The sequence below is a fragment of the Pseudomonas sp. NFX224 genome (genome assembly GCF_048565165.1).
Classification (GTDB): Bacteria; Pseudomonadota; Gammaproteobacteria; order Pseudomonadales; family Pseudomonadaceae; genus Aquipseudomonas.
Genome location: NZ_CP183416.1, coordinates 4,487,237 through 4,499,348 on the forward strand (window position 1 = coordinate 4,487,237; position 12,112 = coordinate 4,499,348).

Genomic DNA, 12,112 nt, shown 5'->3' on the forward strand with positions numbered 1-12,112 from the left:
GAGGCGGCAGCATTGTCTACGGGTAATTTGGATTTCGAACAGTTCCGGGTGTTCCTGGAAAAAGCCTGTGGCATTTTGCTCGGTGAAAACAAGCAGTATCTGGTCTCAAGCCGTCTCAACAAGCTGATGGAACAGCAAGGCATCAAGTCCCTGGGTGAGCTGGTCCAGCGCATCCAGACCCAGCCGCGCAGCGGGTTGCGCGAGATGGTGGTGGATGCGATGACAACCAACGAAACCCTGTGGTTTCGTGACACTTATCCGTTTGAGGTCTTGAAGAACAAGGTACTGCCTGAAGCGATCAAAGCCAGTCCTGGTCAACGTCTGCGGATCTGGTCGGCGGCGTGTTCGTCGGGTCAGGAACCGTACTCGCTGTCGATGTCCATCGACGAGTTCGAGCGGACCAACGTTGGGCAATTGAAGATGGGCGTGCAGATTGTGGCCACCGATTTGTCCGGCACCATGCTCACCAACTGCAAGACCGGCGAGTACGACAGCCTGGCCATCGGTCGCGGTTTGTCGCCCGAGCGATTGCAGCGCTATTTCGACCCAAAAGGGCCGGGACGCTGGGCCATCAAGGCGCCGATCAAGAGCCGTGTGGAGTTCCGCTCCTTTAACCTGCTGGACAGCTACGCGAGTCTCGGCAAGTTCGACATCGTGTTCTGCCGCAACGTGCTGATCTACTTCTCCGCGGAAGTGAAGAAGGACATCCTGCTGCGCATTCACAGCACTTTGAAACCGGGTGGTTATCTGTTCCTCGGTGCGTCCGAAGCGCTGAACGGATTACCGGATCATTACCAGATGGTCCAGTGCAGCCCAGGGATCATTTACCAGGCGAAGTGATTTTGTCGGTGTCTCGAAAGCGGGAGTCCTTTGTGGCTCCCGTTTTTTATGCCCGCCGATTTTCTCTCCGACACCACCCCTGTGTGCGAGCCTGCTCGCGATGGCGTCCTGACAGTCTATTTCAACTTTACCTGATGCACCGCAATCGCGAGCAGGCTCGCTCCTGCAGTGGCCGGCGGAGTTCTGAAAAGAGAGTGGCGGCGGCAGAAAAGCGGCATCCAGCGGAAACCGGTTGCCGCTTTTCTGGCATTGCCGCATTGCCACTGCCCGCAAAGCCCCGGTTTACGGGCTTTTTTGAATTGGCATGACGCTTGCTATGTTCATCGTACGAAAAATCAGGTCACCCGAAGGTTTCCCGACATGAGCATCAGCTTCGATAAAGCGCTCGGCATTCACGAAAAGGCTCTGGGCTTCCGCGCCCAGCGTGCCGAAGTCCTGGCCAACAACATCGCCAACGCCGACACCCCGAACTACAAGGCGCGGGATCTGGAGTTCTCGAAAGTGCTCGAGGCGCAGAACGATAAAGCCAAGAACGGCACGTTCGCCTTGAACATGACCAACAGCCGTCACATCGAAGCCGAAGGCTTGGGCAATGGCGACGAGTCGCTGATGTACCGCACGCCGATGCAACCTTCGATCGACCAGAACACCGTGGACGCCCAACTGGAACAGTCGAACTACGCGGAAAACTCCGTCAACTTCCAGGCCAGCTTCACCCTGCTCAACAGCAAATTCAAAGGGCTGGTGTCAGCCCTGCGCGGAGAGTAAGTCATGTCTCTATCCAGTGTTTTCAACATTGCCGGTAGCGGCATGAGTGCGCAGACCACTCGCTTGAACACCGTCGCTTCGAACATCGCCAACGCCGAGACGGTCTCGTCGAGCATCGACCAGACCTACCGCGCGCGTCATCCGGTATTCGCCACCATGTTCCAGGGCGGCCAGAGCGGCGGCAGCGATTCGCTGTTCCAGAACCAGGATGCCGCCGGCCAAGGCGTGCAGGTGCTGGGCGTGGTCGAAGACCAGAGCAACCTTGAGGCGCGCTACGAGCCGAACCATCCGGCGGCCGATGCCAAGGGTTACGTCTACTACCCGAACGTCAACGTGGTGGAAGAAATGGCCGACATGATTTCCGCGAGCCGTTCGTTCCAGACCAACGCCGAAATGATGAACACCGCCAAAACCATGATGCAGAAAGTCCTGACCCTCGGTCAGTGATAAGGGGCGACTCAAATGAGTGTTACTGATACCACCAGCAGTTTGAGCCTCAACGACATCCTGGCCAACTCCTCGGTCAAGACCAGCACCACGACCGACGGCCTGGCTGCGGCTGCCGGCAGCGCCACGGGCAATAAAGCCCTGGGTAAGGATGCGTTTCTGCAATTGCTGGTGACCCAGCTGAAAAACCAGAATCCGCTGGAGCCCCAGGACAACGGCGAGTTCGTGGCCCAGTTGGCACAGTTCAGCAGCCTGGAAGGCATTACCACGCTCAACGACACTGTTTCCGGCCTGGCCAGCAACTACAACTCGTCCCAGGCCCTGCAGGCGTCTTCGCTGGTCGGCCGCTCGGTCATCGCCCCGGGCGACAAGGCCGTGGTCGATACCACCAAGAGCCTCAGCGGCACGGTGGTCATCCCGGCATCGGTGTCCGCTGCCACGCTGAAGATCACCGACTCCGAAGGCAAAACCGTACGGACCATCGATCTGGGCTCTCAGAATGCCGGCAACACGAGCTTCATTTGGGACGGCAAGAACGATGCGGGAGAGACTGTGCCTGCCGGAACTTACACGTTCGGGGCGACGACCAGTATCGATGACCAGGCCGTGGCGCTGATCACCAACCTGCCGGCCACCGTCAACAGCGTGACCATCAGCCAGACCGGCGGTGAGTTGATGCTCAATCTGGCCGGGCTGGGCAGCGTTGCCCTGTCCCAAGTACAAACCATTGGTATGTAGAGCCGACTAACACGGCACAAAGGAGTGGATTATGTCTTTCAATATCGGCCTTAGCGGTCTCTATGCCGCCAACAAACAACTGGACGTGACCGGCAACAACATCGCCAACGTCGCGACCACCGGTTTCAAATCATCCCGCACTGAATTCGAAGACGTTTACTCGGCCACCAAGCTGGGTAGCGGCAGCAAGACCGTAGGTAACGGCGTGCGCCTGGCCAGCGTTTCCCAGCAGTTCACCCAGGGCGACATCAATAACACCGGCAACGTGCTGGACATGGGCATCAATGGCTCGGGCTTCTTCGTGCTCAACAACAGCGGCTCGCTGTCCTATACCCGTGCCGGTACGTTCAAGGTCGACAAGGAAGGTTACGTCACCAACTCCGACGGCACTGCGCGCCTGCAAGGTTACGGTGTGGATGCCAATGGCAAGATCCAGAACGGCGTATTGACCGACCTGCGCATCGATACCTCGAACCTGTCGCCCAAAGCCACCAACCTGGTGTCGTCGACGATCAACCTCAACTCCACTGCCGATGTGATCGATGACACCGTACTCACGTTCGATCCTACGAAGTCGGAAACTTTCACCAAGCAATTCAGTACGCCGATTTTCGACACTCAGGGCAACCAGCACACCATGGACCAGTTCATGGTCAAGACCGGTGCGAACACCTGGAAGACCTACACCCTGATCGATGGTCGCAACCCGGATGGCAGTGACCCTGCGCTTGCCGCCTCGCCGCCAGTCGCTTCGACCATGGCCTTCGACACGTCGGGCAAGCTGGTTTCCGTGACCACGGGTGGTGTCGTCAGCCCTGACCTGAAGGTGACCGGCTGGGTTCCAGGTGATGTGACTGATGGCGTATGGAAGGCCAACGGCGCCGCTGCAGACCCGGCAGGTGTGACCATCTCCATGGCCAACACCACGCAGTTCAACGCTGATACCGCCCGTTCGATTCCTACCCAGAACGGGTACGCCACCGGCCAGATCACCAACCTGACCATCGACGGCAGCGGTGTGTTGCTGGCCAACTTCAGCAACAACCAGACCAAGCCGATCGGTCAGATCTCGCTGGCCAGCTTCACCAATGAACAAGGTCTGCAGCCTGTGGGCGGCACCAGCTGGAAAGAAACCTACGCCTCGGGTATCCCGGGCTACGATGCGCCGGAAACCGGTAGCCTGGGTTCGATCCAGTCCAACTCGCTGGAAGAGTCCAACGTAAACCTGACCAACGAACTGGTTGACCTGATCAAGGCGCAGAGCAACTACCAGGCGAACGCCAAGACCATCTCCACCCAGAGCACCATCATGCAGACCATCATTCAGATGACTTGATGCTGGTTGGTTGAAATCGCAGTACAAGGAGCCCCTCGGAAGAGGGGCTTTTTTGTGGCTGGCAAAAGGTCTCTTGATTCGAAATGGGCAAAAGAAAACCCCCGACAATCCAGAGGACCGATCGGGGGTTTCAGATAAGCGCCTTGCGGCGCCTATCAGCTCAGCTTATTGGCAAGCTTCGCAATCCGGCTCGTCGATGGCGCAAGCCTTCGGCACTGGAGCTGGACCGGCAGGCGCTGCCAGAACCGAGTCGTCACCGTGGTTGCCGCCGCTGGAAACAGCGTTCAGCTTACCGGTGTTGATGGTCGACTTCTCGGTGCTGGTCGCGGCCAGGGCACGGAGGTAATAAGTGGTTTTCAGGCCACGGTACCAAGCCATGCGGTAGGTCACGTCCAGTTTCTTGCCCGAAGCGCCAGCGATGTACAGGTTCAGCGATTGGGCCTGGTCGATCCACTTCTGACGACGGCTGGCCGCGTCAACGATCCACTTGGTGTCCACTTCGAAGGCCGTCGCGTAGAGCTCTTTGAGTTCTTGCGGGATGCGCTCGATCTGCTGCACCGATCCGTCGTAGTACTTCAGGTCGTTGATCATGACCGAGTCCCACAGACCGCGAGCCTTCAGGTCGCGAACCAGGTACGGGTTGATCACGGTGAATTCGCCCGACAGGTTCGATTTCACATAGAGGTTCTGGTAGGTCGGTTCGATCGACTGCGAGACGCCAGTGATGTTGGCGATGGTCGCGGTCGGTGCGATGGCCATGATGTTGGAGTTACGGATGCCTTTCTGCACACGGGCGCGAACCGGTGCCCAGTCCAGGGTTTCCTTCAGGTCAACATCGATGTACTTCTGGCCACGGGCTTCGATCAGGATCTGTTGCGAATCCAGCGGCAGGATGCCTTTGGACCACAGCGAACCCTGGAACGTCTCGTAGGCGCCACGCTCGTCAGCCAGGTCGCAGGACGCCTGGATTGCGAAGTAGCTGACCGCTTCCATGGAAGTGTCGGCGAACTGCACGGCAGCATCGGAACCGTAAGGAATGTGCTGCAGGTACAGCGCGTCCTGGAAGCCCATGATGCCCAGACCGACAGGACGGTGCTTGAAGTTGGAGTTCTTCGCTTGCGGCACCGAGTAGTAGTTGATGTCGATCACGTTGTCGAGCATGCGCACGGCGGTGTTCACGGTGCGTTCCAGCTTGGCGGTGTCCAGCTTGCCGTTGACGATGTGGTTCGGCAGGTTGATCGAGCCCAGGTTGCAAACGGCGATCTCGTCCTTGTTGGTGTTCAAGGTGATCTCGGTGCACAGGTTCGAGCTGTGGACCACACCGACGTGCTGCTGCGGGCTGCGCAGGTTGCACGGGTCTTTGAAGGTCAGCCATGGGTGGCCGGTTTCAAACAGCATAGACAGCATTTTGCGCCACAGGTCTTTGGCCTGGATGGTCTTGAACAGCTTGACCTTGCCCGGGTACTCGGTCAGGGCTTCGTAGTACTCGTAACGTTCTTCGAATGCCTTGCCGGTCAGGTCGTGCAGGTCCGGAACCTCGGATGGCGAAAACAGGGTCCACTTGCCGTCATCGAAGACACGCTTCATGAACAGGTCAGGGATCCAGTTGGCGGTGTTCATGTCGTGGGTACGACGACGATCATCACCGGTGTTCTTGCGCAGCTCGATGAACTCTTCGATGTCCATGTGCCAAGTTTCCAGGTAGGCACAGACAGCGCCCTTGCGCTTGCCACCCTGGTTAACGGCTACGGCGGTGTCGTTCACGACTTTCAGGAACGGTACGACGCCCTGGGACTTGCCGTTGGTGCCCTTGATGTACGAACCCAGTGCACGAACCGGCGTCCAGTCGTTGCCCAGACCGCCGGCGAATTTCGACAGCATGGCGTTGTCGTGGATCGCGTGGTAGATGCCCGACAGGTCATCCGGCACGGTGGTCAGGTAGCAGCTCGACAGCTGTGGACGCAGGGTACCGGCGTTGAACAGGGTCGGGGTCGACGACATGTAGTCGAAGGACGACAGCAGGTTGTAGAACTCGATCGCACGGTCTTCTTTTTGCTTCTCTTCGATCGCCAGGCCCATGGCCACGCGCATGAAGAAGATCTGCGGCAGTTCGAAGCGCACGCCATCCTTGTGGATGAAGTAACGGTCGTACAGGGTTTGCAGGCCCAGGTAAGTGAACTGCTGGTCACGCTCGTGGTTGATCGCCTTGCCCAGTTTTTCCAGGTCGAAGGAGGCCAGCACAGGGTTCAGCAATTCGAACTCGATACCCTTGGCGATGTAGGCCGGCAGGGCCTTGGCGTAGAGGTCGACCATTTCGTGGTGGGTAGCGCTTTCGGCCACGCCGAGGAAGCCCAGGCCTTCGGCGCGCAGGGTGTCCATCAGCAGGCGGGCGGTCACGAACGAGTAGTTCGGCTCGCGTTCAACCAGGGTACGGGCGGTCATCACCAGAGCGGTGTTGACGTCGGTCAGAGCCACGCCGTCGTACAGGTTTTTCAGGGTTTCGCGCTGGATCAGGTCGCCGTCGACTTCTTCCAGACCTTCGCACGCTTCGGTGACGATGGTGTTCAGGCGGCCCATGTCCAGAGGCGCAAAGCTGCCGTCGGCGCGGGTGATGCGGATCGACGGGTGAGCGTTGACCGCTTCTTCGGCCGGTGCGTGGGCGGCGCGTTCTTTCGAACGACCGTCACGGTAGATCACGTAATCGCGAGCGACTTTCTGCTCGCCGGCGCGCATCAGGGCCAGTTCGACCTGGTCTTGGATTTCTTCGATGTGGATGGTGCCGCCCGATGGCATGCGACGCTTGAACGTGGCAGTGACCTGTTCGGTCAGGCGGGCCACGGTGTCGTGGATTCGCGACGAAGCGGCAGCGGTGCCGCCTTCAACTGCGAGGAACGCTTTGGTGATGGCGACGGTGATCTTGTCATCGGTGTAAGGAACGACAGTGCCGTTACGCTTGATCACGCGCAGTTGGCCAGGCGCTGTGGCGGACAGATCCGAATTCGAATCGGTAGCCTGCGGCAAGGTGCCCTGCGGGTTCTCGCGAGTTGTGTCGGTTTGCATGGGGGGTTGTCTCCACATTCTCTATGTTTGTTTGGGCACCATCACAGTGCCCACCGTTCCGTCCTGAAGCACTACAACCGGCGAGGGCCGGGCATACCAACTTCGGGACAGATCAGGAAGGGGGCTATAGGGCGCCGCTTCCATGCCGAAGTCTTTGGTCTCACGCCTTGGGCGCAAGACCGGGGTCCTTTGAGGTGACAGTTCAGGACTGCAACACCCGTACCGTTTTCACCACGTTGGGCCGAAATACAGTAGCCATCCGCACGCGCGGTTTGGACTTTCGAAAATACGTTTGAATCAACCGGACAGAGGCAAGAAAAGCGCTTGAAATTGGTGTCCGGTTTGTGTTTGGTTTTTTGCGCTAAACCCTACATCTAGGGTTTTTTTCGCGCTGGGGTACAAGATAATGCGTTTTGGGGGATGAATGCAACGTACTACCTGTGGATAAACCTGTGCGTAAATTGTGTGTGAAAGAGGCAATCGGCGTGTAGGCCGCGATGCTGCTGGACCGGACCTTTTTTCAGCATTTTTCAGCGATCGAAAACGGCCGGGCGGATTTTTAAGGGCGCGAACCCTATCACAAAAAACCGTGTTGTCCGAACGCATTTACCGGCTTGTGTTCTGTGCGGGCGACGTTCTATACAATCGGTCAGCGTGTATGCAATTTATCCCCCGAATCATTACAAAAAGACGGGCGGATCCTTCCTTATAAGCGTCATTGGCAAGCAGAGGTCATCCGTGGAGCAAGAAGCCTGGCAGGTATTGATTGTGGAGGACGACCAGCGTCTGGCCGAACTGACCCGCGACTACCTGGAAGCCAATGGCTTGCGCGTGTCGATCGAGGGCAACGGCGCCCTGGCGGCGGCGCGCATCATCAAGGAACAACCGGACCTGGTGATCCTCGACCTGATGCTTCCCGGTGAAGACGGCCTGAGCATTTGCCGTAAGGTTCGCGGCCGTTATGACGGCCCGATCCTGATGCTCACCGCGCGCAGCGACGATACCGACCAGATTCTCGGCCTCGACCTGGGCGCCGACGACTACGTGTGCAAACCGGTGCGCCCGCGCTTGCTGCTGGCGCGCATCCAGGCGTTGCAGCGACGCAGCGAGGCGCCGGAACCGGTGCCGGAAAAGCTACGGCGCCTGCAATTCGGTCCGCTGGTGGTGGACAACGCCTTGCGCGAAGCCTGGCTACACGACAACGGCATTGAACTGACCAGCGCCGAGTTCGACTTGCTGTGGCTACTGGTGGCCAATGCCGGGCGCATTCTGTCCCGGGAAGAGATCTTCACCGCGCTGCGCGGCATCGGTTATGACGGCCAGGACCGCTCCATCGACGTGCGCATTTCGCGCATCCGTCCGAAAATCGGCGACGACCCGGATCATCCGCGGCTGATCAAGACCGTGCGCAGCAAAGGCTACCTGTTCGTTCCCGAGGCCTGCGTAGACCAAACCCTGTGAACTCGATCTTCCTGCGTATTTATGGCGGCATGTGCGCCGCGCTAATTCTGGTGGCGGTGCTTGGCGTGCTGGCCTTGCAGATGCTCAACCAGGTGCGCAGCGAGCAATACCGCGAACGTCTGGCCCACGGCACGTTTTCGCTGATGGCCGACAACCTGCAACCGATGAACCAGACCGAGCGCCACCGGGCGTTGCTAGTGTGGGAGCGGTTGCTGGGGATTCCGCTGGCGCTGAAAACCTTCAACGAGACCGACCTCGACATCAGGCAGCGCACCCGTGTGTTGCATGGCGAGGCACTGGTGGAGCAGACCGGGCCGCATGCGGCGAAGGTTTATCGGCTGGTCAGTGACAAGGAGCAACTGGTCCTCACGGGGGAAGTGCAGCAGATCAGCGAGCAACTGGCCCGTGCGACCATTTACCTGTTGGTTGACGAACTGGTGCGCTACCCGGTGGGCGAGCAGCCAGTGCGACTGGCGCAATTGAAGCAAGACAAGGGTTTTGGTTTCGACTTGCGCCTGGTCACGGTCGAAGACGCCGACATGGACGAAGACCAGAGCCGTCGCGTGTCCGAAGGCGACACGGTAATGGCGCTGGGCAAGGGCGGCGATTCGATCCGGGTGTTCGCCGGGATGGTCGGCACGCCGTGGGTGCTGGAAATCGGTCCGTTGTATCAGATGAATCCTTATCCGCCGGAATGGCTGGTGCTGATTGCCGCACTGGGCCTGACCCTGATTGGATTGATCGTCTATTTATTGGTGCGGCAACTCGAACGGCGCTTGCGCGGCCTGGAAGCGGCGGCCACGCGCATCGCCAAAGGCAGTCTTGAGACCCGTGTACCGGCGCGCGGTGCGGACTCGGTCGGGCGACTGGCGTCGGCGTTCAACGGCATGGCCGAGCACTTGCAGCAACTGCTGGCAATCCAGCGTGAACTGGTGCGTGCGGTGTCCCACGAATTGCGCACTCCGGTGGCGCGTTTGCGCTTTGGCCTGGAAATGATCGGCTCGGCCACCACCCCGCAAGCGCTGGAAAAATACTGCGAAGGCATGGACCACGACATCGAGGATCTCGATCGACTGGTGGACGAGATGCTGACCTATGCACGTCTGGAGCAAGGTTCACCGGCGCTGAATTTCCAGCGCATCGATCTGGATGCGCTGGTCAATCAGGTGATCGAAGAGTTGGCGCCGTTGCGTGCCGACGTCACGGTGCAACGCGGTTTGTGCCTATCGGCGGCCGATAACGACGATGCTTGGGTCGAAGCCGAGCCGCGTTACCTGCACCGGGCGATCCAGAACCTGGTGAGCAATGCCATGCGCCACGCGCAGTCACGGGTGACCATCAGCTATCAGGTGGGGCAGCAGCGCTGTCGGGTGGATGTCGAGGATGACGGGCCGGGCGTGCCGGAAGTCGCCTGGGAGAAAATCTTCACCCCGTTCCTGCGCCTCGACGACAGTCGTACCCGTGCGTCAGGTGGGCATGGATTGGGGCTGTCGATCGTGCGGCGGATCATTCATTGGCATGACGGGCGGGCGTTGATCGGCAAGAGCAAGAGTCTGGGCGGGGCGTGTTTCAGTCTGAGTTGGCCGAGGAATCAGGAGAAGCGTTGAGATTCTGTGTTTTCTTTGAGGGCCCCATCGCGAGCAGGCTCACACATTGAAATGCATTCTCCTGTGGGAGCGAGCCTGCTCGCGATGGGGCCAGTAAATTTGCTACACAACTCAGGTCTTGATACTGACCAGACTCAACAACTGCCCATCCCGCAACCCGAACTGCGCATCCAGCTCGGTGCCGTTACGCCATTCGCTGGACAGGTCCGTCAGCAACCGCAATCGCACTTCACCCGCCTCAGTCCATTCCAGCACTTCGGCGTGTTCAAAATAGAAGCGCTGCTGAACGATCGGGTAGAGCGCCTTGAACAGGCTTTCCTTCACCGAGAAGGTCAGCGTCACCAGCAGCGCCAATTGTTCGCGCGGGCCGGCGGCCATGCGCTGTAGTTCGGCTGGGGTGAGGATTTCCCCGGCCAGGCGTTCGGCGCGTTCGACGTTGAGCAGGTTTTCCAGGTCCATGCCCAAACCGCGCCAATGGCTTTTGTTCGCGACGATCGCTGCGGCCCGGCCGGTGCTGTGGGTGATCGAACCGGTGATATGCGCCGGCCAGACAGGCGCCCGGTCTTCACCGATGGCCGGGCTGAAACTCAGGCCTTCGAGTTGTTGCAGCGCGGCGCGGGCGCAAATCCGACCGGCGAGAAACTCTGCCTGCCGCTTGGCGACGGAGCGCTGGATGCTCGCCGGGGCCTCGATGGCGCTGCGCTGGAAGTCATCGCCAAGCAGCTGCGAGGGATTGAAGTGGGTGCTCAGCAGCACCGCATCGGGCAGCACAAACGGCAGCGGCCATTGGGCATCGAGGGGCGTGCAGCAGGAGGGCAGGGCGGGGACGGGATTCATGCTGGGCATTTTGCCGGGTTGGGTTGCGGCTGTGTAGTGCAAAAGGGTTTTTGTGGCGAGTGAGCAAGCTCCCACGCCACAGGGTTTACTGTGTCAGCCAAAGATTTTCTTGAAAAACGCCTGCATGTCCGCCCACGATTTTTCATCCGCCACTTTGCTGTAGCCAATGTCCGGCCCGCCGTGATCGCCATGGCTCAAGCGATCGGCATCCGGATTGCTGAATCCGTGCTTGGCACCGTCAAGGCTGACGAACGTATAGTCGGCGCCGGCCTTGTCCATTTCGGCTTTGAAAGCTGCGACGTTATCCGGTGTGACCATGCTGTCCAGCGCACCGTGCTCGACGAGGACTTTCGCTTTCACGCTGCCAGGCGTGGCGGGGGTGTTCGTCGCCAACGCACCGTGGAAGCTCACCACTCCGGCCAGCTGCACACCTTGGCGGGCGGCGTTGAGCACCACCGCGCCGCCGAAGCAGTAACCGATGGCAGCGATTTTCTGCGGATCGGTTTGTGGCTGTTTCTTCAGCAAATCGAGCCCGGCCTGGAACCGAGCGCTCGATGCTGCGCTGTCCTTCAACGCCGCTTGCATGAACGCCATGGCGTCCTTGGGATGCTCGGTGTTCTTGCCATCGCCATACATGTCGATGGCCAGCGCGCTATAGCCCAGCCCTGCGAGATCGCGGGCGCGGCGCTTGGTGTAGTCGTTGAGTCCCCACCATTCATGCACCACCACGACACCCGGGCGCTGGCCTTTGATCGCGTCGTCGTAGGCGTAATAGCCGACCAGTTTCGTGCCGTCGGCGCTTTGATAGGGAATTTCCTGGGTCTTGATGGCGGCTTGACTGAGCCCGCTCAAGGTCAGCAAGAGGACAGCGAGGAACATGCGCATGGTCGAATCTCCTGTTGAAACGTGTCGAGGCAGTCGGATCGAGTTGGTTCAGCTCAGGTTCAGAGTGCGTTCAGGGGGAGTTCAGGGCCAGGTCAGTAACCTTGCGCCATACCCGAAAAGCAAATAGCGCATG

10 protein-coding genes are annotated in these 12,112 nt (G+C 59.5%); 7 read left to right on the plus strand and 3 right to left on the minus strand.

The window, feature by feature from the left end; all coding sequences use genetic code 11:
* Window positions 1-12: 12 nt before the first annotated feature.
* The 5 genes from cheR (at window position 13) to flgE (ending at window position 4,129) form a co-directional block, all read left to right on the plus strand.
* Entirely contained in the window at window positions 13-840 is an 828-nt protein-coding gene (gene cheR, locus ACNYC6_RS20515; RefSeq protein WP_095195801.1) for a protein-glutamate O-methyltransferase CheR, read from the plus strand.
* 360 nt (window positions 841-1,200) lie between these two features.
* The gene (flgB, locus tag ACNYC6_RS20520; protein WP_056853151.1) at window positions 1,201-1,608 is read left to right on the plus strand and encodes a flagellar basal body rod protein FlgB; all 408 of its coding nucleotides are present in this window, start codon (window positions 1,201-1,203) and stop codon (window positions 1,606-1,608) included.
* A gap of 3 nt (window positions 1,609-1,611) precedes the next feature.
* Window positions 1,612-2,055: a flagellar basal body rod protein FlgC gene (gene flgC, locus ACNYC6_RS20525; RefSeq protein ID WP_007937507.1), complete on the plus strand. Its 444-nt coding sequence runs from the start codon at window positions 1,612-1,614 to the stop codon at window positions 2,053-2,055.
* Window positions 2,056-2,070: 15 nt separating this feature from the next.
* Complete coding sequence (gene flgD, locus ACNYC6_RS20530) at window positions 2,071-2,793, plus strand: flagellar hook assembly protein FlgD (protein ID WP_419708901.1); 723 nt, start codon at window positions 2,071-2,073, stop codon at window positions 2,791-2,793.
* A gap of 31 nt (window positions 2,794-2,824) precedes the next feature.
* Window positions 2,825-4,129 carry a flagellar hook protein FlgE gene (gene flgE / locus ACNYC6_RS20535; RefSeq protein ID WP_419708902.1) on the plus strand — a complete coding sequence of 435 codons (1,305 nt, stop codon included), beginning with the start codon at window positions 2,825-2,827 and terminating at the stop codon, window positions 4,127-4,129.
* A gap of 165 nt (window positions 4,130-4,294) precedes the next feature.
* Here the strand turns inward: flgE and ACNYC6_RS20540 are convergent, their stop codons facing one another.
* Entirely contained in the window at window positions 4,295-7,189 is a 2,895-nt protein-coding gene (locus ACNYC6_RS20540; protein ID WP_419708903.1) for a ribonucleoside-diphosphate reductase subunit alpha, read from the minus strand.
* Between the two features lie 738 nt (window positions 7,190-7,927).
* On the opposite strand from ACNYC6_RS20540, the gene ACNYC6_RS20545 reads away from it, so the two are divergent.
* Window positions 7,928-8,650 (plus strand): response regulator, encoded by a 723-nt coding sequence (locus ACNYC6_RS20545; RefSeq protein WP_419708904.1) that lies wholly within the window; start codon window positions 7,928-7,930, stop codon window positions 8,648-8,650.
* A complete protein-coding gene (locus tag ACNYC6_RS20550) occupies window positions 8,647-10,257 on the plus strand; it encodes an ATP-binding protein (protein WP_419708905.1) in 1,611 nt (536 codons plus the stop codon). Before ACNYC6_RS20545 ends, ACNYC6_RS20550 begins: the two co-directional genes overlap by 4 nt.
* Before the next feature lie 111 nt (window positions 10,258-10,368).
* Here the strand turns inward: ACNYC6_RS20550 and ACNYC6_RS20555 are convergent, their stop codons facing one another.
* Both ACNYC6_RS20555 and ACNYC6_RS20560 read right to left on the minus strand, forming a co-directional pair.
* Window positions 10,369-11,094 carry a 4'-phosphopantetheinyl transferase family protein gene (locus ACNYC6_RS20555; protein ID WP_419708906.1) on the minus strand — a complete coding sequence of 242 codons (726 nt, stop codon included), beginning with the start codon at window positions 11,092-11,094 and terminating at the stop codon, window positions 10,369-10,371.
* A 93-nt stretch (window positions 11,095-11,187) separates the two neighbouring features.
* On the minus strand, window positions 11,188-11,979 hold the full coding sequence (locus ACNYC6_RS20560; RefSeq protein WP_419708907.1) for a dienelactone hydrolase family protein: 792 nt from the start codon (window positions 11,977-11,979) through the stop codon (window positions 11,188-11,190).
* Window positions 11,980-12,112: the final 133 nt, after the last annotated feature.